Source organism: Silvimonas amylolytica (assembly GCF_014645555.1).
Classification (GTDB): Bacteria; Pseudomonadota; Gammaproteobacteria; order Burkholderiales; family Chitinibacteraceae; genus Silvimonas; species Silvimonas amylolytica.
Map to the genome: position 1 here is coordinate 124,244 of NZ_BMLY01000001.1, position 25,163 is coordinate 149,406.

Here is a 25,163-nt window from a genome sequence, read left to right on the forward strand (position 1 = left end):
GGCCGGCCTGATCCGGCCTTTATTTTGACTATCGGTTTGTTTGATTAACAGGAGACGCCTCGATGGGGCTGCAGCTCGAAAGTATTTTGTTCGCAATCATGCAAGGGGTGAGCGAACTGTTCCCCGTCAGCAGTCTTGGGCATGGCGTTGTCGTACCAGATTTGCTGCACTGGCAAATGGATACGCGTAGCGAGCAATTTCTGCCTTTCATGGTCATGCTCCATCTGGGCACGGCGCTGGCGTTGCTAGCCTATTTTCGCAAAGACTGGATTGAACTCTTTCGCGACTTTTTCCGTGGTGGTTGCAATCCCAATAACGCACTGGCGCGGCCGATGTGGCTCATGATCGTTGGCACCATCCCGGCGGGTTTGCTGGGCCTGCTGCTTGAAAAAAAAATCAAGCTGCTTTTTGGTAGCACCACGATTGTCCTGGCCGTACTGGTGATCAACGGCATCATGCTGATCGTGGGTGAACGGGCGGTGAAACGCAGCCGGGGTGGTCGAAAACTGGAAGATCTCTCTTTTATGGGGGCGCTGAAGGTCGGTGTGGCCCAAAGCCTTGCGCTCGTGCCGGGAATTTCGCGCTCGGGCAGCACTTTGCTGGGCGGTTTGTCGCAAGGGCTGTCGTACGAAGCAGCCGCGCGTTTTTCGTTCTTGCTAGCCACACCGATCATTCTTGCTGCCAGTGTCCTGGAGGTGCCTAAAGCCATGCATGAGACTGGTCCGCTGCCTTTTGCGCAGATGGCGCTTTGCGGCCTGATTGCGGGTGTCTGCGCGTACATTAGCACCTGGGCTTTGATGCGTTATTTCAAGATGCATGAAGTCAAGGCACTGAGCCCGTTTGGCTGGTACTGTATCGCACTGGGTGTTTTAGGTTTGGCGGTTAAATTCGCATAAGGAGTGCGCAATGGCTCGGCTCCCCCAAGAGGTTCAGCAACGAAAACCGTGGTATCGCGAACCTGGTCCGTGGCTGGTGGCATTGGGGCCGGCTTGCGTAGTGGTCGGTAGCTTGTTTTGTGTATATCTGGCGTTTTCCCGTCAGGATGATCTGGTCACGCAAAACTATTATCAAGCCGGGCTGACCGTGAATCAGCGCATGCATGAGGACGAAAAGGCCAAGGCACTTGGGCTGGATGGCAGATTGAGTATTGACGTTGCCAAAGGGCAGGTCACACTCACTCTGGATAACCCGAAAAATCAGTCGCTACCACCGGTTTTGCAGCTTGATCTGGCGCATCCCACACAGGAAAAACTGGATCAGCATGTCGTGCTCAGCAAAACCGACGGGGCTGGTTATATCGCCAATATTGAGCCAACCAAAGCCTCTCGTTGGCATGTCACCATTCAGAATGAAGAATTGTGGCGTATGGAGGGCGAGTGGGACGCGCACAATGGCAACGTTGTTCATATACAGCCAGCCGCACCTGCAGCCGCACCTGCTGATCGTTAAGGTGAACAGCGCCCGATAAAACAAAACCCCGCTATAACGGGGTTTTGTTTTATCGGGACAGGGTCATTATGGCGAGGGCTGTAGCACGAGGCTACCTGTTTGCCCCGGCTTGATTTGCCCTCTTAATCGCCACGTGCCCTTGCTGTCAGATAGCTCAATATCCCAGCGCACGACGCCGAGAGGGTGGGGCAGCGCTCCTTGCCAAACGTGATCGCCCCCATCGCTCAATACGACAACCTGGTCGTTATTCGCAACGGTTGGGTGCAGAAGCCTGAATTGCAACGGTCCGGCCACGGGTTGACTGGGTACGACCTTGACCAGGCCTCGCGCGTTGATTTCTGCGAACGCAGTGAGCCCAAGCCTCGTGGCGGTGCGATCCCGCGCCTGCAGACGCGTTACTTCATCTCCCGTTTTGGTGTAGTCGTCGGCGACTGCACCATCGTTATGTTTACCGGCCAGCCAGATCAGATTGATGCATCCAGCAATGGCAATAAGCGGTAACAACAGTACGAACCAGGCCCACGGTTGCCGATACCATGGCTTTTTCTCAGACAAAATCGGATCGTGCATGGAACTCAGTCGCAATGGTTACGGGTTCTGGCCGATGAAGCTCGCTTTTTCGCGAGTTTCAATCTTCGGATCATCTTTGGCGGTAACGATGAAATAAACAAGATGACTACCCGCGCTGGCGTTGTGCGCATCAACATGTAAACGTACGCCTACATCTTCCTGCCCGGTCGCGCTGACCGAGACCGCATTTCCGCCATCCACCAACACTTTGATGCCATCAAGTCCTTCGGCACGAATGGTGTAAACATGATTTTTCTCATCGGCGTTTTCGATCTGTAGCCGGTAGCTGTTTTCCAGCATGCCGTCTTCTGCTTCCCGAACCAGCGCGACCCGGTCGCGAGCGATATTAACCTTGACCGGTTGGTGGCGAGCTAGCGAAATCAGCGTAATGACAAGCACGACCAGCAAAATCACTCCATACATCAGCACGCGCGGTCGCTTGAGTCGCGAGAGGAACCTGGACTCTGGATAAACATGATTGAGTGCATTTTCTGTTGTGTACCGGATCAAGCCACGTGGGTAACTCATCTTGTCCATGACTTCGTCACACGCATCAATACACGCAGCGCATCCGATGCATTCATATTGAAGCCCGTCACGGATATCAATCCCGACTGGACAGACCTGCACGCACATCTTGCAGTCAATGCAGTCGCCCAGGCCATCCGCCTTGTAATCCGCTCCTTTCTTGCGACTGCCGCGTGGTTCGCCGCGCTCAGGGTCGTATGACACAACCAGGGTATCGGCATCAAACATCGCACTCTGGAAACGGGCATATGGACACATGTATTTGCATACCTGTTCGCGCAGCCAGCCGGCATTGCCGTAGGTGGCAAAGCCGTAAAACAGTACCCAGAATGCCTCCAGCGGACCAAGAGTCCATGTAATGGTCTCATGCCATAGATCGCGGATTGGGCTGAAGTACCCGACAAAAGTAAAGCCCGTCCACAAAGCAAAGCCAATCCAGAGCGCATGCTTGGTAGCCTTGAGCCTGAACTTGCGGGCCGTAACTGGCCCGCTATCAAGCTTGATCCGCGCCATGCGATCGCCTTCCACCCATTTTTCGATCCACAAGAAGATTTCCGTGTAGACGGTTTGCGGACAGGAATAACCGCACCACAGTCGGCCGCCGATCGTGGTCCATGCAAACAAGCCAAAAGCACATAAAACCAGCAGGGCGGTGAGGTAGATGAAGTCCTGGGGCAAGAAAACCAGATTGAAAATGAAGAACTTGCGGTTTGCCAGATCAAACAGAAGTGCCTGCCGGTCATTCAGGTTGAGCCAGGGCATGCCATAGAAGAACAGTTGCGTGGCGAAGACAAAGAAGATGCGCCACTTGTTGTAGAGCCCATTGACCCACCGTGGATAAATCTTTTTGTGTTTGGCGTACAGGCTTATCTCTTCGTATTCGCCTTGATCGTTGACTTCTACGACAGTGACGGGAATGTCTTGCAGCTTCTTGCTCATGATCGCAAATTCCTGTTGCAGCCCCATGCGGCCTGGTGTGGCCCAATCAGGCTTCCCGGTAGAGGGTTGAAACAAACACGGGCGGAATGTCCGCCCGTGTTGTATTGCCGCCAGTAGATGAAAGAGTTCGTCTTGCCAGGCTTACTGGGCGTTCTGAGCGTTATGCGACAAGCCATACACGTAACCGGCCAGTACATGCACTTTGGCGTCACCGAGGAAATCTTTCCAGGCCGGCATCTGGTTGTTGCGGCCGTTGGTGACGGTCTCAATAATGGTGGTCTCTGACTTACCGTAAAGCCATACCCCGCTAGGGTGGGTCAGGTTAGGGGCGCCGACATCAATGTTGCCGTGCCCATCGGGGCCATGACAGGCGGCACAGACCTGTTTGAATGTCGCCTCTCCACGCCCGGCGCGCTCGTCATCAAACCGGTTGCCAGAAATTTTCAGTACGTAGTTGGCCACATCACGTACTTTTTCTTCACCAAACGCAGCGCCAAAGGCCGGCATCTGACCATGGCGGCCGTTGCTGATGGTTTGCACAATGCGATCCGGCGTGCCGCCATACATCCAGTCGTGATGAACCAGATTCGGAAATCCTTTGGCACCGCGTGCATCTGCACCGTGGCACTGCAGGCAATAGGTCAGAAATAATCGCTTGCCAATTTCCTGGGCTTGCGGATTCTGCGCAACTTGTTCAATCGGCATTTTGAGGAACTGATCGTACAGCGGGCCGTACTTGGCGTCGGCCTGAGCGGTCTCTTGCTTGTATTGCCCGGCCGAACTCCAGTTACGCAAATTACCAATGGCAATGCCCGGGTAGAGCGCAAGGTAGCCCACAGCAAAAACCAGTGTCAGTACAAACAGGCCCACCCACCAACCTGGCAGCGGATTGTTGTACTCCTGCAGGTCACCATCCCACACGTGACCGAGCGTCTCAACTTTTTCACCTTTTTTGACCTTGACCACACTCTGACTCTTGAGCAGGAAGGCAAGACCAATCAGAGAGACGATGACGATTACGGTAATGTAAACGCCCCAGAAACTGCTGTAGAAATCATTCATTTATGACTCCGCGCGGTAAGCTGTCTTGTTTTGTCCGGACGACGACGGAGGCAGGTCATCGTCCAGAAGGGGCGCGCGGCCCGCTTCCTCCATCTCCGCCTTGGTGTTTTTGCTGAAGGCCCAGACGATGAGCGCGACAAAGCACAAAAATCCCAGCACGGTGACGCCGATGCGCAATAAATCCTGCCAATCCATATGTCTTACCTCTTGTTCTTCAAAGCCAGACCCAGGCTTTGCAGGTAGGCGATCACGGCTTCCATTTCAGATTTGCCTTCTACATCCTTGGTCGCGGTGGCGATTTCCTGGTCGGTATAGGGCACACCTACCTTGCGCAGGGCACGCATTTTTGCAGGCAGGCTGTCCCCGTCCACACGATTGGCAGCCAACCACGGGAATGAAGGCATGATGGACTCCGGAACAACATCACGCGGATTCATCAAGTGGGCTCGATGCCATTCATCCGAGTAACGTCCGCCGACACGGGCCAGGTCTGGCCCGGTACGCTTGGAACCCCACAGGAAGGGATGGTCGTAGACGGATTCACCGGCCACTGAGTAATGGCCGTAGCGCTCGGTTTCGGCGCGAAATGGGCGGATCATCTGCGAGTGGCAGTTGTAACAGCCTTCGCGCAGGTAGATGTCACGACCGGCCAGTTGCAGGGCCGTATAGGGTTTTACGCCTTCAATTGGCTCGGTCGTAGACTTGGCAAACGCCAAGGGCAGGATTTCCACCATCATGGCCACGCTGACGGTGAGAATGGTTAGCAAAATCAGCCAGAAGACGTTTTCTTCAATCAGTTTCTGAATTTTATCCATATCTGTTTTCTCCGTCTTGGCAGGTCAGGCGTGCGCAGGTACTGCAGGAATTTGCGCGTTTACCGGTGAGCCGGAAGCCGCCGTGCGCAGCGTGTTGTAAAGCATCAGCACCATGCCGGAGAGGAACAGCACACCACCCAGGAAACGGATGATGTAATACGGATGCGTTGCTTTTACCGCGTCAATAAACGCGTAAGTCAACGTGCCATCAGGATTTACCGCTCGCCACATCAGGCCCTCTGTTACCCCGGCAATCCACATGGAAGCGATGTAAAGCACGGTGCCGAGTGTGGCGATCCAGAAATGGGCCTCAATGAGTTTGATGGACCACATCTGTTCACGGTTAAAGAGGCGGGGAATCAGGTAGTAAGTGGAACCAATGGTGATCATGGCCACCCAGCCCAGCGCGCCAGAGTGAACGTGACCAATGGTCCAGTCGGTGTAATGCGAAAGCGCGTTTACCGTCTTGATGGCCATCATTGGGCCTTCAAACGTAGACATGCCGTAGAAGGACAGCGCGGTAATCAGGAATTTCAGGATCGGATCGGTGCGCAGTTTATGCCAGGCACCTGACAGGGTCATGATGCCGTTGATCATGCCACCCCAGCTTGGCGCCAACAGAATCAGTGAGAAGATCATACCCAAAGACTGAGTCCAGTCTGGCAGTGCCGTGTAATGCAGGTGATGAGGGCCCGCCCACATGTATGTGAAAATCAGAGCCCAGAAGTGCACGACGGAAAGGCGGTACGAATAGATCGGGCGACCGGCCTGTTTGGGGACGAAGTAGTACATCATCCCCAGAAAGCCAGCCGTGAGGAAAAAGCCCACCGCGTTGTGGCCGTACCACCACTGCACCATCGCGTCGACTGCACCCGCGTAGACCGAATAAGACTTCCACAGGCTAACCGGAATAAATGCGCTGTTGACGATATGCAATAGCGCCACGGCCAGAATGAAGCCGCCATAAAACCAGTTGGCGACGTAAATATGCTTGACCTTGCGTTTGGCAATGGTGCCAAAGAAAACCACGGCATAAGTCACCCACACGATGGCGATCAGAATCTTGATCGGCCATTCCATCTCGGCATATTCCTTGTTAAAGGTAATGCCGAGGGGGTAGGTGATAACAACTGAAAGGATGACAACCTGCCATCCCCAAAAAGTAAAAGCAGCCAGTTTGTCGCTAATCAGCCGGACATTACAGGTGCGCTGGACCACGTAATAAGACGTTGCAAACAGGCCACTACCACCAAAGGCGAAAATTACACCGTTGGTATGCAGGGCACGTAAACGCCCAAAGTGAAAATAAGGACCAAAGTTGAGTTCCGGCCATGCGAGCTGAGCCGCGATCACCACCCCCACCAACATGCCGACAATACCCCACACGACGGTCATGATGGCAAACTGCCGCACCACTTTGTAATTGTATGTGGCCTGGTTTTCCATAAGCGCTCCGAGAAAGCTCCAAAACAGCAAAAGTAAATCTGTCGTGCATGCCCGTGGGGTCGGGGGTCGGACTCAAGTCCGTATGCATTCTGAATAAATCTTGTGTCGGGAATTTAGCCGGGCGAGCCGCTGCTCAGCTTTGATGCAAATCAAATTGCACCACGGGATCGGGCATATCTTAACGCGCCGTAACCTGTCAGTCAGTTGTTTTCGGGTTTTCTTCCCCGTTTTGAGACGATGAGGTATTGGCTGAGTCATCGTCCTGTAAAATTCTGTGGGCCGGACCTTCCAGGTCGTCAAATTGGCCGCTATGCATACTCCACCAGAATAGCGCACCAATCAGAAAAACCAGTAATACGGAAAGCGGGATCAGCAAATATAAACTCTCCATCAGGCAGTCCCTTGATCTGGAGTGGTTTTTTTGTTGCGTTTCAAATGTCCAGGGGCGGTAAGTCGCAGGGCGTTGCCCACAACCAGCAATGAACTGAAGGCCATACCAAGACTGGCGAGCCAGGGGGTTACCAGGCCGCAGACTGCGAGCGGCAGCGCGACTATGTTGTACCCCAGTGCCCACCACAAATTTTGCCGGATCACCTTTCGTGTTTTATGCGCGAGCAGCAAGGCCATGGGAAGGGCTGTCAACTTGCTGTCGTACAAGACTGCGTCGCCAGTGGTCTGGGCGATATCTGCGCCAGACCCCATGGCCACGGAAACATGGGCTAGCGCGAGTACAGGCGCGTCATTAACCCCGTCACCAACCATCATCACTTTTTTGCCAGATTGCTGCAGTTGCTGCATGACTTTGAGTTTGCCTGCCGGAGTAACGCTTGCAATATGGCTATCGACGCCAAGCGCTGTAGCAAGGGCGGCCACTGCGGCTTCATGATCTCCACTGAGCAGGTGTACGACGTAGCCTTGGTGCTGTAGTGCCTTGATAGTTGCTGCAGCCTCCGGTCGCACAGAATCGGCCAGAGTAAAACAGGCGATCCATTTGGTTGCACAGGCCAGCCAGATGTGGGTTCCGGCCGGCGCATCCGCAGGAACACCAGGGGTGGGCGCGGCACAGTGTGCGGCCACGAACTGAAGTTTGCCGATGGTATAGCCTGTGCCATCGATCATACCTGTGAGTCCGCCTCCAGCATGATTGGAAACATCAGTTGCAACATACGGAGTATCAAGGGCCAGTGCGTGGGCCAACGGGTGTTCGGAATGCGCTTCAAGCGCTGCGGCAATACCAGTGGCGCGTGCAGTGTCGCCATGCCACACGGTGCCATGAATGAGATGTGGTTGTCCTTGGGTAAGCGTTCCAGTCTTGTCGAACACAATATCGGTGACACTTGCCATCGTTTCCAGTGTGTGACCTCGCGACACCAGCAAACCACGCTGTGCAAGGTGCCCGGTTGCGGCGGTTAGCGCCGCGGGGGTTGCCAGTGAAAGTGCACAGGGGCAGGAAATAACCAGCACTGCAATGGCGATAGATAGCGCGTGCTGTGGATCTTGCCATTGCCAGAACAGCCACGCGAGCAAGGCAACGCCTAACAGGATCGCCACAAAAATACCGGATAGCCTGTCTGCCAACCGGGCAATGTGCGGTTTCTCTGCCAACGCGCCATCCAGTAGTCGCACAATGCCGGCAAGACGCGTGGATTCGCCGGCTTGCGTGGTGTTGATGATGAGCGGGGAGTCCAGGTTGACCGTGCCGGCCGTAACTTCATGACGCACAGTCTTGCTGACCGGCGAACTCTCGCCAGTCAGTAGCGCCTCGTTCACACTACTCTGGCCATGCAATACAACACCGTCGACGGGAATGACTTCGCCCGCCTTCACCAGCAGGCGATCGTCCTGACGCAGATGAATGACGGCAACCTCTTCAAGTTGCGTGTAATCAGGTGCTTTTTGTCGGTGAGCAAAGGCGGGGAGCATGCCAGCCAGGTCATCAAGCGCAGCACCCGCCCGGCGACGCGCGCGACCTTCCAGATAGCGTCCGCCGAGCAAAAGAAAGACGAACATGGAGACAGAGTCAAAATAGACATCGCCATGCCCGACGATAATGGCCCAGGTACTGGCTGCAAATGCCGCCAGAATGCCCAGGCTGACTGGCAAATCCATCCCCGCACGCCCGCGCCGCAAGTCGCGCCAGCTGGAAGCATAAAAGGGCCACGCCGAATACAGTACGACCGGCAGTGTGAGCATGAATCCTGCCCAATGAAGCAGAGAAAGCCACTGCGGTGCAATGTCCTGGATGCCGTTGATGTATACCGGCACGGTAAACATCATGACCTGCATCATGGATAGACCCGCCACCCAAAGACGGAACAAGGCTGATTTGCGCGCTTTGTCTGCAGCGACCTCCTGGCGGGCACGATCATACGGCTGCGCGTGATAGCCAATGTCTGCGACGGCTTTAAGGATGCTGGAAAGCTGAGCTTTGGTGTTATCCCAACGGACGCGGGCACGGTGCGTGGTGTAATTGATGGAAACTTCCAGCACACCCGGTACGCGGCCGATCTGCCTTTCGTTGAGCCAGACGCAGGCCGCACAGGTGATGCCTTCAATCAACAGCGAAACTTCACGGCTATGACTTGACCCGGAAATGACAAAGCCCTGCTGCAGGGCGGGATCGTCATACAAACGCAGGCGCTCCTGCATTTCTGCAGGCAAAGGTTGCGCGCGATCGGCAGGTTGCTCGCGCTGCTCGTAGTAATCAGCCAGACCAGCTTCGATGATGCTCGTGGTCACGGCCTGGCAGCCCGCGCAACATACCTGGCGAGGGGTGCCTCGATACATCACGGAGCAATTCAGATTGCGGGGAACGGGCTCGCCGCAATGAAAGCAGGGCACGCTGGCAATGTCATTCATGGTGGCTGCAATTGTAGCGGCAGCGGGTAGTGCTTGCACGAATTCTTACAAATTTGGCCGCCGGGTTTTTCTTGTTTTAAATCAAATAAAAACGCCGCAGAAGCGGCGTTTTAAAAGGGTGATGCAAAAAGGACCTAAGCCAGCCCTTTGGGTAAGGAAAACACGATGTTTTCCTCCAGACCATCCATGGGCACGACAGATTCAGCCCCGAATTGCTGGATGCGTTGCACCACTTGCTGCACCAGGATTTCCGGTGCTGAAGCGCCCGCCGTCAGGCCCACGCGCGCCTTGTTGGCAAACCACTCCTGCTTGAGCTCGGTTTCGTTATCAACCATGTAGGCCGAAATGCCCAGTGTCGTGCCCACTTCACGCAGGCGGTTGCTGTTGGAGCTGTTGGGCGAGCCGACCACGATCAGTACGTCTACATCTCGTGCCAGTTGTTTGACGGCATCCTGGCGGTTTTGCGTTGCATAGCAAATATCGTCTTTCTTGGGGCCGACAATTTCCGGAAAACGTGTACGCAGCGCATTGATGACCACTTGAGCGTCATCAACGGAGAGCGTGGTCTGCGTGACGTAGGCCAGTTTTTCTGGCGCGCGGACCTGCAGAGCCAACACATCCTCCGGGTCTTCCACCAGGTACATGCCACCTTCATCAGACTGGCCCATGGTGCCCTCGACTTCCGGGTGTCCCTTGTGGCCGATCATGACGATCTCAAAGCCCTGTTCGCGTAGGCGCTTCACCTCAAGGTGAACTTTGGTAACCAGCGGGCAGGTCGCGTCATACACAGTCAAACCGCGGGTTTCCGCCTCTTTGCGGACGGCTTGCGATACCCCGTGCGCAGAGAAAATTACCGTATTGCCGGCGGGCACGTCTTCCAGTTCTTCAACAAAGATCGCGCCCTTTTTTTTCAGGTCTTCGATCACGTATTTGTTGTGAACCACTTCGTGACGAACGTAGATGGGCGCGCCGTATTTCTCCAACGCGCGCTCAACGATGGCAATGGCGCGATCTACGCCCGCACAGAACCCGCGCGGATTGGCCAAAATGATCTGCATGGTCACAGCGTCTTCTCCCTGGTGTGCTGCGGGCGGGCGATCGAATCAATCACCAACAGCGCGGCCCCGACGCAAATGGCCGAGTCAGCCACATTGAACGCCGGGTAGTACCAGTTTTTCCAGTAAACAAGAATAAAATCGACAACATGACCATAAGCAACGCGGTCGATGACATTGCCCAGCGCGCCACCCAGAATCAGCGCCAGCGCCAGTGAAAAGCGCGCCTGCTGATGATGTCGACGCAAGGTATAAATGATTACGCCCGACACGACCAGGGCCAGCACAGTAAAGAAGTGACGTTGCCAGCCCCCCGCGTTGGCCAGAAACGAGAATGCAGCACCCAGGTTGTAGGTTAGCGTCAGGCTAAAACAACCCGGAATCAGCGTGTACATCTCGCCAAACTGGAAATGCGACTGAATCAGAAGCTTGGTGATCTGGTCTGCTACGATGACCAACGCCGCAACAATCAACCACTTACGCATGCTGGCGTACCTCACCGGCACCAAAGAGGTTGTCTGCGCAACGTGCACAAAGCCCCGGGTGATCAGCATGGCTGCCGACGGTTGGTGTGTAGTGCCAGCACCGCTCACACTTCTGTTCGGTTGAGGCGGCAACCGCAATCTGCGTGACCTCACCCTGCAGCAGCGTCACTCTGGATACGATCAGCACAAATTTCAGGTCATCCCCGAGGCTGCTCAGTGCTTCGTAGACATCGCCAGCGGCGGTAACGGTGACTTCGGCCTGCAGCGACGAGCCCAGTTTGCCTTCCGCACGTTGCACTTCGATTTCTTTCTGCGCTTGTGCGCGTACTTCGCGGATCAGCGCGAAGCGTTGCTCCAGTGCGGCAGCGTCACTCGACAGCGGCGCATTGTGCAACGTTGCGAAGAAAACATTTTCCTCGTTGCCAAGCGTTTCCCACACTTCGTGCGCTGTAAACGACAGAATCGGCGCCAGAACACGCACCAGACCTTGGGTAATGTGCCAAATGGCTGTTTGCGCGGAGCGACGTCCTGCGCTGTCAGCCTTCATGGTGTACAGACGGTCTTTGATGACATCCAGGTAGAACGAACCCAGTTCTTCCGAGCAATAGCCGTGGATTTCCTGCACGGCAGAATGGAATTCGTAACGGTCGTACAGCGCTGTCAGACGCTCCTGGAAAGCTTGATAGCGGACCAGTGCATACCGGTCCAGTTCGACCATATCTTCAATAGCGACGGCATCGGCCGCCTTGAAGTCAGAAATGTTGGCCAGCAGGAAGCGCAGTGTGTTACGGATACGACGGTAAGCATCGGATGTACGCTTGAGAATTTCTTGCGACAGCGACATTTCGCCGGAGTAATCCGCGCTGGCGATCCACAGGCGCAGCATGTCTGCGCCCAGAGTATTGAAGATTTCCTGTGGTTCGATGCCATTGCCCTTGGACTTGGACATCTTGTGGCCATGCTCATCCACCGTGAAACCGTGGGTCAGCAATTGCTTGTAGGGCGCGCGGCCTTCGGTAGCGCAACCGGTCAGCAGGGAGGACTGGAACCAGCCACGATGCTGGTCCGAGCCTTCCAGGTACAGATCGGCCGGCCAGGCCAGTTCTTCACGCTGGCGCAGCACCGCATAGTGGGTCGAGCCCGAGTCAAACCAGACATCCAGTGTGTCGCGCAGCTTGTTGTAGTGCTCGGCTTCGGCCCCCAGTAGTTCGGCGGCATCCAGTTTGAACCAGGCTTCGATGCCTTCTTTCTCAATGCGCTTCGCGGCTTCTTCCAGCAAGGCCAGCGAATTCGGATGCAGTTCGCCGGTTTCTTTGTGCACGAAGAAAGTCATCGGCACGCCCCAGTTACGCTGGCGCGAGATACACCAGTCCGGGCGATTGCCGATCATGGATTCCAGGCGGGCACGACCCCAGGACGGGAAGAACTCGGTGGCTTCAACGGCGGCGTTGGCTTTCTCACGCAGGGTCTTGCCATCTGCGCCGGCTTTTTCCATGGCGATAAACCATTGGGCTGTAGCGCGGAAGATGATAGGGGTTTTGTGACGCCAGCAATGCGGGTAGCTGTGCAGCAGTTTTTCGTTGGCCAGCAACGCGCCCAGTTCGGTTAGTAATTCAACGATTTGGGGATTGGCTTGCCATACGGTCAATGCGGCAAAACGTTCAACGCTGGACTTGTAACGACCGTCGTCTCCGACCGGATTGTCTTTGGACAGGTCATACTTCAGGCCAACTTGCCAGTCTTCCAGGCCATGCGCGGGCGCGGTATGCACAAGACCCGTGCCCGCGTCGGTCGTGACGTGATCACCCAGAATGATTTTGCCCTGACGGTCATAGAACGGGTGCTGGAGTGCCAGGTATTCCAGTGCGGCACCCTTGGCGTGGCCAAGCGACTTGCTGCCGTCAAAGCCATAGCGCTTGAGCGCAGATTCTGCGAGTTCGCGCACGAGGATCAGCAGACCCTTGGGGGTGTCGAACAGGTCGTAGGTCAGGTCAGGGTGAACGGCGACAGCCTGGTTGGCGGGCAGCGTCCATGGCGTGGTGGTCCAGATCACCGCGTACGCGTCTTTACCGTTCAGTGACGACAGATCAAAGGCCTTGGCGACAGCAGCGCTGTCGATGACCTTGAAAGCGACGTCGATCGCTGGCGACGTTTTGTCTTCGTATTCAACTTCAGCTTCAGCCAGCGCCGAACCGCAATCGACACACCAGTGCACCGGCTTCTGGCCCTTTACCATGTAACCATTGGCGTGGATTTTGCCCAGCGTACGAACGATGTCGGCTTCAGTTTTGAAATCCATGGTGCGGTATGGGTGTTCCCAGTCACCCATTACACCCAGACGGATAAAGTCGGCCTTCTGGATTTCGATTTGCGCAGCGGCATACTGGCGGCACAGTTCGCGGATAAAGGCAGGCGGCAGGTCATAGGATTTTTCATCCAGACCGTGTTCCTTGCGGTACGACACAATGCGCGCGTGGATATCCGGATTGTTCTTGATTGCGGTCTTGTCGCCCTTGGCCAGTTTTTCAATCTGGTGTTCGATCGGCAGGCCGTGACAATCCCAACCCGGCACATAAGGCGCGTCAAAACCGGCAAGTGAGCGCGACTTGACGATAATGTCTTTCAGAATCTTGTTGACCGCGTGACCCAGGTGGATCTTGGCATTGGCGTACGGCGGGCCATCATGCAGGATAAATTTGGGGCGATTCTGTTCCTTGGCCTTGGCCCGCAGCTTTTGATAAAGCTGCTGATCCTGCCATGCCTTCAGAAAGCCCGGCTCGCGCTTGGCCAGATCGCCACGCATCGGAAACGGGGTGTCGAGCAGGTTAACGGGGTACTTGTTCGACGGCTTGTCACTCATGTTTGCTCTGTCCTGGCTCGTGTAGCGGTATGGGTATCTGTATATCTAAATCGGGTCGATCTGTCAGGCTTTGACATCAATACATGGGGTTGTTGGCGTCAGCCTCAACGGTGCGCGGCAAACCAGGCGCGTGCATCGTCGCAATCCTTGTGTATCTGGGTCACCAATGCTTCCAGACCGTTGAATTTGAGTTCGTCGCGCAATTTGGCAAGAAAATTGACACGCAGATGTTCGCCGTAAATCTGGCGTTTGAAATCAAAAATAAACACTTCCAGCACCGGCGCAGCACCAGCACCTTTCACCGTCGGCCGCACCCCGAGGCTGGCAACACCCTGGTAGGTGCGCTCAAGGCCTTCAATTTCGACCACAAAAATACCCATAGTCGGAGGGCGATTGTGGCGGATACGGATGTTGGCAGTCGGAAAACCCAGTTCACGCCCCAGTTTGTCTCCGCCCACGACGCGGCCGGAGATCGAATAGGGGCGACCCAGCAAGCGTGCCGCCAGGTCCATATCACCAGCAGCCAGTGCGTCACGCACGGCGGTGGACGAAATGCGCTGATCATCCAGCATGACTGCGTCAATCGAGCGAACGGTCAGGGCCTGGTTTTGCTGCAGCAACTCAAAATCACCCGCGCGTTGTTTGCCAAAGCGAAAATCGTGGCCAATCAGCAAGAAGCGGGCGTTCAATTGTTGCGCAATGACGTTGTCGCGAAACGCAGTGGCTTCAATGCCGGCAAAATTGCGATCAAATCGCTGCAGGATGACGTAGTCCAACCCTTCCGCTGCGAGGATTTCCAGCTTTTCGCGCAAACTGGTCAGCCGTGTCGGCGCAGTTTGCGGCGTAAACAGCTCGCGCGGATGCGGCTCAAATGTCAGCAGGGCGCTGGCCAACCCGCGGCTGGCCGCTTCATGGCGCAGTTCCGCCAGCATGGCGCGATGGCCCAGATGCAGCCCGTCGAAATTACCGATGGTCAGTGCGGTTGGTGGAAGGGCGGCAGCATTAACGCCACGGATTATGCGCATTGGTCGCAGCAAGGCATTCAAAACGGACAATTTTAACGCCTGGCAGCCTGTTTGTCAGGACGGGGCGAAGATGACCGGGCTGAAAAGAGAATAATTGCGTTTATTCGGTGACTTGCACTGAGCCGTCGGGCCGGGCAATCCCTTGCACGATGGTTGAAGTGCCAACCCGCACGCGCACATTCTGACCCTCACTGGCGTTGTTCATGGCGTAGCCGTCATTGCTGACCTCAATATCGCCAACCCGAATGAGGACGCGCACTTTTTGCCCTTGTTGAATAATAATCGGCGCGCGCAGCATCTCTGCACGCACTGCTGCGCCCGCAGCGACAGCAGCGGAGAGTGTCCGCCCCAGCGCGCTGGATGGGTCAAGAATGACGCTGCCTGGCAACTGCCCCAGATCACCTTGCTGTGGCGCCAGATCACCATCAACCAGCTCATGGCCAGCGGCAAGTGGCTTGGCAGCGACGTAGTAGGTGGCCTGCACACTGATCTTGACTGGCAGGTTGATCGCCCACATGGCCCCGTCCACGCAGGTGACGCGCAGCATGCTGTTGCCAGCCAACCGGTAACCCGGGGCCGCTTTGACATCCATGGCGTTACAGGCATCAAGCCTCAAGCGACTGTCGAGCTTGCCAAAAACGTAACTACTCTGGCCCTGATACTGGGAAAGTTGCTGATCCAGCCATGACGCGGCTGTACGCTGAATGGTGGCAAGGTCGACTTGTCCGCCGGCAAAGACCGGCGCAGCCACGAGAAAACCGAGAATAACCAGTAGGGTGCGCATCGCACGATTATAGCGTGCGACATACGGCGTGTGTCCGTTCCCGCTGGTGAAGGGGACTGCTCTTGCCTACAATCCGCTCACGACTGCAGGTTTAACGGCATGCAAGGTTCTGGCAATCCAAATGTAAACAGGTAACACAAGTAATGATTGATCTACTGTTTGGCGTAACAACCCTGGTGGCCTTGCTGGCCGGCGTACTGGTCGTGTTCCGGTTGCAGCAACTGGCACGGGTGCAGGAGCAAGCGGTCGAAGCGCTGGCATCTGAATTGAACGCCAGTCAGCGTGAAATCCTGAACCAGTTTCATGCTGGCCTTGCACGCCAGGCAGAAACCACGCACAACGCGCTCACGCAGCACGCCAGTTTGCTCAATACCGCGATCACGCATTCCAGCGAGCAGTTGCGTGCCAACATGGGTGAGGCTTTTGACCGCCTGCGCGGCGGTGTCTCAACCGAACTGAACCAGACCCGAAGCGCGCTGGAGCGTTTGCAGATCACCCAGACAGAGTCTCTTTCAACTCTGCGCCTGGCGCTGACGACCACTCAAGGTGAGTCGCGCGAACAACTTCTGCGCCAACTGGCCGAGATCTCTGAGTCACTGCAATCCAAACAAGACACGCTGCGCGAAGAAGTGCTGGTGAAACTGGCCCAGATGCTGGCTGATCAGTCCAAGCGCGAAATGGATCAACTGCGCGAGGCATTGGCGATAACCAGCACCCAACTCACGCAATCGGTAGCTCAACTGACTCAAACTGCCGATACGCGCCTGGCCGAGATTTCTGGCAAGGTCAACGAGCGCCTGGATGAGGGTTTCAAGAAAACCAACGAAACATTTGCCAATGTGATGGCGCGACTGGCCACCATTGATGAGGCTCAGAAAAAGATTGATGGCCTGACGACAAATGTGGTCAGCCTGCAGGAGTTGTTGGGCGACAAACGCTCTCGCGGCGCCTTTGGCGAGGTGCAACTGGAAAGCCTCGTGCACAACGTGCTACCGCCGCAGGTGTATGAGATGCAAGCCACGCTGTCGAACGGCACGCGGGTTGATTGCTTGCTCAAGCTGCCTGAGCCAACGGGCTTTGTGGCCGTGGATGCGAAGTTCCCGCTGGAAAACTACCATCGCATGTTTGAGGCCGGTGAAGACCGCACCATGGCGCAACGGGCTTTCCGTGCTGACGTCAAAAAACATATCGATGACATTAGCAGCAAATACATCATCCCGAATGAGACGGCAGACGGTGCTGTGATGTTTGTCCCGGCCGAAGCCGTATTTGCGGAAATCCACGCCTATCATGCGGAATTGGTGAATCACGCCATGAAACAGCGCGTGTGGATCGTCTCACCGACCACATTGATGGCGGTGTTGAACACCGCTCGCGCAGTCATCAAAGACGTGGAAACCCGCAAGCAAGTGCATATCATCAAGGACGCGCTGGGTCGGCTTGGCACTGAATTTGCGCGCTTTGACGACCGCATGAAAAAGCTGGCTACGCATATCCGTCAGGCGCATGAAGACGCACAAAACGTAGCGATTACCAGTGAGAAAATCTCCCGCCGCTTTGAAGAAATCGAACAAGTCCGGCTGGATGAGCCTTTGCTGGAGCAAGCCAGTGCACCCCGGCCAGCTTCGCTGCCAGCGTACGAGGAAGCGTTGCAGGACGAGGAATGATGCGTGACTCAGAGGCGCTGGTGCGCGAATTCTGGCGTTTGATGCAGACTAACGATTTTGAGGCAGTCGGAGCGGTACTTGCTGACGAATTTGTCGCCGAGTGGCCACAGTCCAACGAACGCATTCGGGGTCGAGCCAACTTTGCCGGCCTGAATCGGGAATATCCCGCGCATGGCCTTTGGCGGTTTGAACTAAACCGGATGGTCGCGGGCGCCGATCAGGTTGTGACGGATGTCTCGATCACGGATGGCGTGCAAAAGGCGCGCGCCATTTCGTTCTTTACCTTCACAGGGCAACGCATCAGCAAGCTGGTCGAGTACTGGCCAGAGCCCTACGAAGCGCCAGAAAATCGCGCACATTGGGTTGAGGCGTTGACCTAACGACTCATCTTGTCACGCCAAAGCGAAGCGCCGCACCGCTGGCAGGCGTAAATCTTGCAGGTAGGGGTTCCGCGCTTCGGGTCAACGCCAATGCCTGTGTGACCACACAGATGGCAACGCAACAGCCCGCCCTGCAGTTGGCGGGCGTGGCGCAGTGCATAGGCGGCTTTGGAGGGAAGTCTGTCGCGAAGGCGCGAAGGCCCCCATCGATAGACGAGGGCGACAACGACAATCAGGATGGTCAAACCCGTGATCAGGTGGATCATGAAAGGCGTTTGATCTCGCCAGTGGCGTTCGTTAGGGGTGATCGACAAGTCAAGGCGCGCCAATTGTTGCAGCTTCATCGTAGCTGGCAAAGCCCTGACTGCAAGACTGTCTTGCATTTGGTTCAACTGCCCGCATCTGACTGTGCGCCCCTCGTTCCACAAGAACCCCCGGCAGACCAGGCGGGCCAACGCCCGACACGCCTGATGACAGACCCAAAGGACACACCATGCGTATCCGCTTTTTGCGGCACAGCGATTTCCACCGCTTATTTGATCTGGCCAACAAAGCTGGCGTCGGGGTGACCACACTTCAACCCAATGCTGAGCGCTTGCAGTCGCGCATTGCAGCCAGCATGGCCGCTGTCGCTGGCGAGCCCCGGCTGGGCGATGCCAGTTACTTCTTTGCGCTTGAGGACGAAGCCACCGGACAACTCGTTGGTACGTCCGGCATTGAATCTGCCGTGGGTATGCGTGACACCTGGTACAACTATCGCGTTGGTTTGACGGTGCATACCTCGCGCGAACTGGATATCTACAAGCAGTTGACGACGCTGTTTCTGAGTTCCGACCTGACGGGCTCATCCGAACTGTGCTCACTGTTTTTGCTGCCCGAGCATCGCGGCAATGGCAATGGCGGTTTGCTATCCAAGTCGCGCTTTCTGTTTATGGCGGAGTTTCCACATCGCTTTGCCGAGCGCGTGATCGCGGAAATGCGCGGAGTTTCCGATGAGGCAGGGCGCTCTCCGTTCTGGGAAAGTCTGGGGCGACATTTCTTCAAAATGGATTTCGCCCGGGCGGATTTTCTCTCTTACGTGGGCAATAAATCGTTCATCGCAGAGCTAATGCCCAGCTACCCGATCTATACGTGCCTGTTGTCCGAAGAGGCACAAGCTGCCGTGGCAGAGGTACACCCGGCCACGCGACCGGCGCGCAAGTTACTGGAAGCAGAGGGCTTTCGTTACCGCGGTTATGTGGATATTTTTGATGCAGGCCCAAGCCTGGAAAGTGCGTTGCACGACATTCGTGCAGTGCGTGACAGCCAAGTGTACAAGGCACTCGCGGTTAAGACTTCGCCCAAAGAAGGCGAGTCCTGGCTGGTTAGCAACCGCAAGCTGCAAGACTTTCGCTGCGTGCTGGCCGTGACGCACCCACTGGAAGGCGTGCTTGCGCTGACCGAAGATATTTTGCAGCGACTGGAGATTGCGGATGGTGATAGCGTGCGGGCAGTCAGGCTGGCGCCGTAGAACACATGGTCTGCGTCATCTGGTAATAACGAAAAGCCCGCGTATGCGGGCTTTTCGTTATGCGGGCCAGACACCACCAGCGCAGGTTTAATGCGTTTTTTTCCTGGTGCTGCGCGCAGGTGCTTTCTGGCCGGTCGACTTGCTGCTTGTTTTGCCAGACGCGGCGGTGCCTTTGCTTGACTTGGGTTTGCCGCACACCGTTTCGACGTGTTTGTGCTTGCCTTTGCCCTTGGTGACCTTGCGACAATTGCCGCCACTGCCATCTTGCACACTCAATCCGGCTGCCGCAGCGGACTCGGACTGATTGGTGGCACGGGAGGCTCCGGCGACGGCAAGCAGACTGGCAAGGCTTGGCGCTTCACCGCTGACATCCGTCACCCGGCGCGCACCATCAAAACGGCTAGTCCAGTAAGACTCACCCATATTGGCCACTTCAATGTCACGCCCGGTTCGAGGCGAGTGCACAAAGCGGTTATCACCCAGATAAATACCCACGTGCGAAAACTTGCGACGCAGGGTATTGAAGAATACGAGGTCGCCCGGCTTCAGTTCGGTGCGGTCCACGTCCTTGCCAGACTGACTCATCGCCAGTGCGTTATGTGGCAGGGTGATGTTGAGTGCGTTCTGGAATACATAACGGACGAAGCCGCTGCAGTCCAGGCCGGACTCGGGCGTTTTGCCACCCCACCTGTATTTGACCCCGATCAGGCTCATGGCTTGCAGCAAAAGCTGCTGCGCCGGCTGGGCCGGATTGGGTGCGCCATCGTCTGCGGATTCTGTGGATTTTTCCGGGGCGGGCTTTTCTGCAGCAGCTTTGTCTGCTGAGCGACTGGATTTGCTGCTTTTGCTGCCGCCCAGCCAACCAGACGCAGCGGGCTCAGAGGCCGCGCTGGTGCCTGTTGCGGGAAGGTCGTCTGCCTGCGCCCCGTAAAACGTAAAGCCCAACACGAGGGCGAAAATCAGCCGATTACATTTCATGGGGGCAAACTGTATCGGTGTGTCCTGATGCTGTAAAGCACGAATTTCGCCATCGGACGATGCCCGTGGCAACGTTTTCAGCAGGCTCACACAAGGTTGACAGAAAGAAGTGGATCACTGAAAAAACAGTCAGAAAAACAGGGGGAACGCCTTTCGAGGTGATTGCCGGGCAATGGTTCCATTGCCGCAAAAATATTACATGCGAGTAAACAATCAGGGCGGGCAAGACAGCTTCCGTGCCAGAAATGGGTTATCTTGCACCATGCAGAGCAACCACAGCGGGAAACATACTCAAGCATGCTCAAGGAAACATTTACCGTTATGCGCGACTTGCCGCGCGTACGGGAGATTATCTCGGTATTAATGCGTCACGGCCTCGGCAATCTGGTGCAACGACTGGGGCTGGCCAAGGGGCTGGAGCGCGCCAGTGACTTGCTGCGTCTGCCTGGCGAACACGGCATTGAACTGCTGGACCCGCCAGTGCGCGTCCGCCGTGCCCTGGAGGAGCTCGGACCCACCTTTATCAAGCTGGGACAGGTACTGGCAACGCGGGTCGATGTATTTACCCCTGACTGGATCGCAGAGTTCGAAAAACTGCAATCCAACGTGCCGCCGGTTCCGTTCGACGAGTTGTTGCCAGAACTCATGCTGATCCTCGGCCGGGACCCACACGAAATTTTCCTTGAGCTTGACCCGTTACCGGTTGGCTCAGCTTCGATTGCACAAGTCCATCGCGCGCGGCTGGTAACGGGTGAAGAGGTCGTTCTGAAGATTCGTCGCCCAGGTATTGTGGCGAAAATCGATTCAGACTTGCGCATCCTGCGGCAGATTGCCTCGCTCATGGAATTTGAGTTTCCGGAGGCGCGGCGCTATCAGCCCGTCAAAATTGTCGATGAGTTCGCCAAATCTTTGCGCCGCGAATTGAGCCTGGCAGCAGAAGCGCGCAACCTGGAGCGTTTTGCGCAGAACTTTGCAGATCACGCCGAGATTGAAATTCCACGTATTCATTGGGAGTACACCAATGAATACATGAACGTGCAAAGTTGGGTTGGTGGGCTTGCCGGCAACGATCTGCCAGCGCTCGAGGAGGGCGGGTATGATCGTAAAATGCTGGCTGCGCGGGGTGCGGACGCCGTCTTGAAGATGGTGCTGATCGATGGATATTTTCATGCGGACCCACACCCGGGCAACGTCAAATATCTGCCGGGCAATCGTATCGCTTTTCTTGATTTCGGCATGGTGGGCCGCCTGCCACATCAACGTCGCGATCAGATTGTTGATCTGTTGGCCGCGCTGGCCCGTCGCGACGAGCACGGCATCATGGATGTCCTGATGGAGTGGACGGGTGATACCGTGGTGGATGAGGAATTGCTGGCCGCAGACATCGCCGGCTTTATTTTCAATTACGAGAATCTGCCACTCAAGGATATCCAGATTGGCGTTTTGCTGAGCGAAGTTGCAGTCATCATGCGTGAGCATGAGATTACCTTGCCAGCGGATCTCACGTTGTTATTCAAAGCGCTGATTACGCTGGAAGGGTTGGGGCGGCAATTAAACCCTGACTTCCAGATGATCGAACAACTCACGCCCTTTGTGCGTGAAGTCCTGGTTGATCGTTACAAGCCCCAGGCGCTGTACAAACGCTCCAAAGAGGGCATGGCTGATGCGTTTGATCTGATCACCGGGTTGCCGCGCGATGTGGCCAAGCTGGTGCGGCAGGCGCGGCGTGGCAATTTCCGGGTAGATCTGGACCTCAAACGGCTGGATCGTTTTGGTACGCAGCTGGCGAAAAGCGCCAACCGCCTGACGATGGGTATTGTCACGGGTTGTCTGATCATTGGTTCATCGATCGTGATTACCGTGAAGGCCGGGCCGATGTTGTTTGGTTTGCCTGCGTTTGGCTTTCTGGGTTTTGCCATCGCATTTTTCAACACCCTGTGGCTTATTTTTTCAATCTGGGTGTCTGGCAAAGAAGAACAGTAGCGCCGGTTGTAAATGTCATCACACAACAAAGCGGCCTGTGGGCCGCTTTGTTGTGTGACATGCCTTAACTTAATGGTTAATGCAGGTGTCGTGGCGCTTCCGGCTGAGCCTCGGCCTCCTCGGGAGGCTCGGTGTGCAGTACTTCGCCCTCTGGATTGGGGTAAAGCGGCGAGCCACAGTCATCGCAGTAATCCAGCGGAAACTCATGCTCATGCACCAGAATGTCGACGATGCCCGCGTCTTTGAGTTGCGCTTCGATATCCGTAACGCAATCAGTATGCTCGTCCTCTCCATCCAGCAATGGCCAGACCACACCCTGAATTATCTTGTCGTCGCCACGCCGCAGGAAGCCCACGCGATATTCCTCCAGTCGCTTGCCGGCAAACGGGCCGATGACCGCTTGCAGGTCCCGCGCGGTGATGTTGAGCGTCAACATCAGGAAGGACACCGTGGCGCGCAACGCATAGGCGCGTGAGGCGCGGTCGGCTTCTCGCCAGGTGCCATGATAGGCGCCCGGCAGCAGCGTTTCTGACGCAGCCCCCGGCAAGAGTGGTTGCAATACACCGCCACCCTGACGACGCCACTGCGTTTCTGCCTCTTCTTGATCGCCATCATCTTCTTGCCAGCGAAAAATCGCCTCGTCGGCCGGTACCAGTACCGCGCCGATGACGTATCGGGTATCCGACAAAAATGCTCGCGTTTCCGGTAGCGTACGTGCATCCACTTTGAGCGTACCGCTGTCTTGCGCGGCTTTGGTTAATGCCTGCAATAGCTCCAGTGTGGGTACAAAGCCACGCGGCAATTGGTCGGGGCTGAACAGAAAATCGGCAATTGCAATACGCGCATCCTGCGCAAACACATGAGCCCTTAACTGGGTTTGAGTATTGCGGACGGTTTCTGCATTGATGGGCCCCGAAGCGATCTGCCAGCGCGACCAGGTCAACAAGGGGGCCGTGAACAGTAGCGCATCCCAAGCCTTGCCATTAATGGTCAGTCTGAACGACTCGCAGGCACCTTCAATGGCGTCGGCCAGTGCGGTGTAGGCCTCGGCATCGTTTTCGGCCAATTGATCAAGCGCACTGGTCAGCGTGTCTTCGTCGCGATCTTGTAGCAGTTTCTCAATCAGCGCAGTCAGGCGTGTCAGCCAGAAAGTGTCTTCCAGGCGGCTAGTCGAGGCGGCCAGTCCCTCTGCAAGGCGGATCAGTTCGACTTCATTGGCGGGGCTGCGCCCACGGCGGGCGGTGCGGTTGCGCTTGAGCATACGGAAAGACCTGATGCAAAGAGATGAGTATCGCGTAATTCTAGCGCTTCACTGCTCGGCACGGGCAGCTTGTCGCGTCACTGCCAAAACTCGCAACTGCAAGGTGCGTCCACCGGGCGCGGGCCAGGCGATCGTTTGTCCAACGGACAATCCAAGTAGCGCGCTACCTACGGGGGCGAGAATGGAGATGCGGCCAGCCGCAATGTCTGCGTCTTGCGGATACACCAGCGTGAACGTGTGGCTGGCCCCTGTGGCGTCATCCACAAAACGGGCCGTCGTGTTCATTCCGATGACGTCATCTGGCACAGCGTCAGGCTCCACCACTTGTGCACGAGCCAGTTCATTTTCCAGCGCGGTCAGATCTCCTGGGTGACGGGCAATCAGGGTTTCCAGTCGTTCCAGGTCTGGACGGGCGATCATCAGCGTGGGTTGACGGGTCATTTTGACTCTCCTTGTTCTGAAAGCAATAAAGCCAGGCATTGGCCTGGCTTTGGTAACCGCAAAACGCCGCGGTCCTCGGGAAGTATAGGATGAATCAGGCCGCAGTCTGGCTGGTAGTAATTCTCTGGCTTTCCACAGGCAAGGCCATCAGGGCCGCGTCGTCACCGTAGGCTGGCGCAGTCGCCACGGGTTTGAATCCCCATTTGCGCCAGAACGGTGCTGCACCGGCCACGGCGACGAGGCGGGTAAATTTCAGCCCGCGTTGTCTACCCCAGTCAAGTGCCGCCTCAACCAGCCTCGGAGCCACGCCGCGACCGCGCGCCTGTGGGTGGACGGCCAGGTCATGCAGGAAGTGCGTATCCTGGTTGGCCGGCAATTGCTGCAGGGCTCTGCCTAGTGGTGGAGGCGTTTCACCTGCCCATGGGTGGGTGAAGAAATAGCCCAGCACTTGTCCACCGGCTTCGGCCACCCAGCTCGACCCGGGGGACAGACGCAAACGTGCGGCAAAAGTTTCGACGGGCTCATGGAACATGGGCTGATAGCAAAGCCGCTGGATGAGATCTATGGCCGGGAGGTCTCCCGAGGTAGCCGGGCGAACGAAAACGGTGGAATGCGGGTGTTGCGACATAAGAACGACGTGTTTGCGGGGTGGGCAGTTTGCCCGCTTCGCGGCATTGCGGCAAGCCATTACAATGATTGGCCGGCCTGATTGAACGAATCGAAATGAATCCCTGTTTGTCTTGTGGTGCCTGTTGCGCCGCGTTTCGCGTCACTTTTGATATCTCGGAACTTGAAAGCGAGGGCGGCACTGTGCCTGATGGCGTTGCGGACCTTGAAACCCCTTCGCTTTGCCGCATGCGGGGTACTGATTACGCTCGGCCTCGCTGCATTGCACTGGTTGGTGAGATTGGTAAATCTGTGCATTGCGGCCTCTATCGAGAGCGCCCCAATCCTTGCCTGGAGTTTGCGCCGCTAGCCGAAGTGGGGCAGTTCAGTGACGCCTGCAACCTGGCGCGGGCTCGACATGGATTGCCTCCGCTGGAAACCTGAATTTCCGGGCACCACA

25 protein-coding genes are annotated in these 25,163 nt (G+C 56.3%); 7 read left to right on the forward strand and 18 right to left on the reverse strand.

What is annotated here, in order from left to right; genetic code table 11:
* Positions 1–62: 62 nt before the first annotated feature.
* The gene (locus IEX44_RS00585; RefSeq protein ID WP_188687657.1) at positions 63–896 is read left to right on the forward strand and encodes an undecaprenyl-diphosphate phosphatase; all 834 of its coding nucleotides are present in this window, start codon (positions 63–65) and stop codon (positions 894–896) included.
* A 10-nt stretch (positions 897–906) separates the two neighbouring features.
* Positions 907–1,449: a FixH family protein gene (locus IEX44_RS00590; RefSeq protein ID WP_188687659.1), complete on the forward strand. Its 543-nt coding sequence runs from the start codon at positions 907–909 to the stop codon at positions 1,447–1,449.
* Between the two features lie 66 nt (positions 1,450–1,515).
* Here the strand turns inward: IEX44_RS00590 and IEX44_RS00595 are convergent, their stop codons facing one another.
* The 13 genes from IEX44_RS00595 to flgA all read right to left on the reverse strand — a co-directional run bounded on the left by IEX44_RS00595 (position 1,516) and on the right by flgA (position 15,877).
* On the reverse strand, positions 1,516–2,019 hold the full coding sequence (locus tag IEX44_RS00595) for a FixH family protein (RefSeq protein WP_188687661.1): 504 nt from the start codon (positions 2,017–2,019) through the stop codon (positions 1,516–1,518).
* Positions 2,020–2,037: 18 nt separating this feature from the next.
* The gene (gene ccoG, locus IEX44_RS00600) at positions 2,038–3,486 is read right to left on the reverse strand and encodes a cytochrome c oxidase accessory protein CcoG (RefSeq protein ID WP_188687663.1); all 1,449 of its coding nucleotides are present in this window, start codon (positions 3,484–3,486) and stop codon (positions 2,038–2,040) included.
* Positions 3,487–3,627: 141 nt separating this feature from the next.
* Complete coding sequence (gene ccoP, locus IEX44_RS00605) at positions 3,628–4,548, reverse strand: cytochrome-c oxidase, cbb3-type subunit III (RefSeq protein WP_188687665.1); 921 nt, start codon at positions 4,546–4,548, stop codon at positions 3,628–3,630.
* Entirely contained in the window at positions 4,549–4,743 is a 195-nt protein-coding gene (locus IEX44_RS00610) for a cbb3-type cytochrome oxidase subunit 3 (RefSeq protein WP_188687667.1), read from the reverse strand. It abuts the gene before it with no gap.
* A 5-nt stretch (positions 4,744–4,748) separates the two neighbouring features.
* Positions 4,749–5,363, reverse strand: a complete 615-nt coding sequence (gene ccoO / locus IEX44_RS00615) for a cytochrome-c oxidase, cbb3-type subunit II (protein ID WP_188687669.1) — start codon at positions 5,361–5,363, stop codon at positions 4,749–4,751.
* A 24-nt stretch (positions 5,364–5,387) separates the two neighbouring features.
* Positions 5,388–6,809 carry a cytochrome-c oxidase, cbb3-type subunit I gene (gene ccoN / locus IEX44_RS00620; protein WP_188687672.1) on the reverse strand — a complete coding sequence of 474 codons (1,422 nt, stop codon included), beginning with the start codon at positions 6,807–6,809 and terminating at the stop codon, positions 5,388–5,390.
* A 196-nt stretch (positions 6,810–7,005) separates the two neighbouring features.
* Positions 7,006–7,200: a cbb3-type cytochrome oxidase assembly protein CcoS gene (ccoS, locus tag IEX44_RS00625; protein WP_188687674.1), complete on the reverse strand. Its 195-nt coding sequence runs from the start codon at positions 7,198–7,200 to the stop codon at positions 7,006–7,008.
* A complete protein-coding gene (locus IEX44_RS00630) occupies positions 7,200–9,668 on the reverse strand; it encodes a heavy metal translocating P-type ATPase (RefSeq protein WP_188687676.1) in 2,469 nt (822 codons plus the stop codon). The genes ccoS and IEX44_RS00630 overlap by 1 nt, the downstream gene beginning before the upstream one ends.
* Before the next feature lie 134 nt (positions 9,669–9,802).
* Positions 9,803–10,726: a 4-hydroxy-3-methylbut-2-enyl diphosphate reductase gene (gene ispH, locus IEX44_RS00635; protein ID WP_188687678.1), complete on the reverse strand. Its 924-nt coding sequence runs from the start codon at positions 10,724–10,726 to the stop codon at positions 9,803–9,805.
* 2 nt (positions 10,727–10,728) lie between these two features.
* Complete coding sequence (gene lspA, locus IEX44_RS00640; protein WP_188687680.1) at positions 10,729–11,208, reverse strand: signal peptidase II; 480 nt, start codon at positions 11,206–11,208, stop codon at positions 10,729–10,731.
* Complete coding sequence (gene ileS, locus IEX44_RS00645; RefSeq protein ID WP_188687682.1) at positions 11,201–14,068, reverse strand: isoleucine--tRNA ligase; 2,868 nt, start codon at positions 14,066–14,068, stop codon at positions 11,201–11,203. Before ileS ends, lspA begins: the two co-directional genes overlap by 8 nt.
* A gap of 104 nt (positions 14,069–14,172) precedes the next feature.
* Positions 14,173–15,093, reverse strand: coding sequence for a bifunctional riboflavin kinase/FAD synthetase (locus IEX44_RS00650; protein WP_188687684.1), 921 nt, complete (start codon positions 15,091–15,093; stop codon positions 14,173–14,175).
* Between the two features lie 100 nt (positions 15,094–15,193).
* Positions 15,194–15,877, reverse strand: a complete 684-nt coding sequence (gene flgA, locus IEX44_RS00655; RefSeq protein WP_188687686.1) for a flagellar basal body P-ring formation chaperone FlgA — start codon at positions 15,875–15,877, stop codon at positions 15,194–15,196.
* 143 nt (positions 15,878–16,020) lie between these two features.
* Between flgA and IEX44_RS00660 the strand changes: the two genes are divergently transcribed.
* Together IEX44_RS00660 and IEX44_RS00665 are read left to right on the forward strand one after the other, a co-directional pair.
* Positions 16,021–17,544, forward strand: a complete 1,524-nt coding sequence (locus IEX44_RS00660; RefSeq protein WP_188687688.1) for a DNA recombination protein RmuC — start codon at positions 16,021–16,023, stop codon at positions 17,542–17,544.
* On the forward strand, positions 17,544–17,924 hold the full coding sequence (locus IEX44_RS00665; RefSeq protein WP_229678673.1) for a nuclear transport factor 2 family protein: 381 nt from the start codon (positions 17,544–17,546) through the stop codon (positions 17,922–17,924). The genes IEX44_RS00660 and IEX44_RS00665 overlap by 1 nt, the downstream gene beginning before the upstream one ends.
* Here IEX44_RS00665 and IEX44_RS00670 read toward each other — a convergent pair.
* Positions 17,921–18,307, reverse strand: a complete 387-nt coding sequence (locus IEX44_RS00670) for a hypothetical protein (RefSeq protein ID WP_188687693.1) — start codon at positions 18,305–18,307, stop codon at positions 17,921–17,923. The genes IEX44_RS00665 and IEX44_RS00670 overlap by 4 nt on opposite strands.
* 110 nt (positions 18,308–18,417) lie before the next feature.
* Here IEX44_RS00670 and astA point away from each other — a divergent pair, with 110 nt between their 5' ends.
* A complete protein-coding gene (astA, locus tag IEX44_RS00675) occupies positions 18,418–19,434 on the forward strand; it encodes an arginine N-succinyltransferase (protein ID WP_188687694.1) in 1,017 nt (338 codons plus the stop codon).
* An 87-nt stretch (positions 19,435–19,521) separates the two neighbouring features.
* Here astA and IEX44_RS00680 read toward each other — a convergent pair whose 3' ends face one another.
* Entirely contained in the window at positions 19,522–20,412 is an 891-nt protein-coding gene (locus tag IEX44_RS00680; protein WP_188687698.1) for a C40 family peptidase, read from the reverse strand.
* A 297-nt stretch (positions 20,413–20,709) separates the two neighbouring features.
* On the opposite strand from IEX44_RS00680, the gene IEX44_RS00685 reads away from it, so the two are divergent.
* Positions 20,710–22,395, forward strand: a complete 1,686-nt coding sequence (locus IEX44_RS00685) for an ABC1 kinase family protein (protein ID WP_188687700.1) — start codon at positions 20,710–20,712, stop codon at positions 22,393–22,395.
* Between the two features lie 76 nt (positions 22,396–22,471).
* On the opposite strand, the gene IEX44_RS00690 is transcribed toward IEX44_RS00685, so the two are convergent.
* From IEX44_RS00690 to IEX44_RS00700, 3 genes are all read right to left on the reverse strand, one after another.
* Positions 22,472–23,656 (reverse strand): DUF2863 family protein, encoded by a 1,185-nt coding sequence (locus tag IEX44_RS00690; RefSeq protein WP_188687701.1) that lies wholly within the window; start codon positions 23,654–23,656, stop codon positions 22,472–22,474.
* A gap of 48 nt (positions 23,657–23,704) precedes the next feature.
* Positions 23,705–24,097 carry a nucleoside diphosphate kinase regulator gene (gene rnk / locus IEX44_RS00695; protein WP_188687703.1) on the reverse strand — a complete coding sequence of 131 codons (393 nt, stop codon included), beginning with the start codon at positions 24,095–24,097 and terminating at the stop codon, positions 23,705–23,707.
* Between the two features lie 94 nt (positions 24,098–24,191).
* The gene (locus IEX44_RS00700; RefSeq protein ID WP_188687705.1) at positions 24,192–24,629 is read right to left on the reverse strand and encodes a GNAT family N-acetyltransferase; all 438 of its coding nucleotides are present in this window, start codon (positions 24,627–24,629) and stop codon (positions 24,192–24,194) included.
* Between the two features lie 191 nt (positions 24,630–24,820).
* Here IEX44_RS00700 and IEX44_RS00705 point away from each other — a divergent pair, with 191 nt between their 5' ends.
* Positions 24,821–25,147, forward strand: a complete 327-nt coding sequence (locus IEX44_RS00705; RefSeq protein ID WP_188687707.1) for a YkgJ family cysteine cluster protein — start codon at positions 24,821–24,823, stop codon at positions 25,145–25,147.
* Positions 25,148–25,163 lie beyond the last annotated feature (16 nt).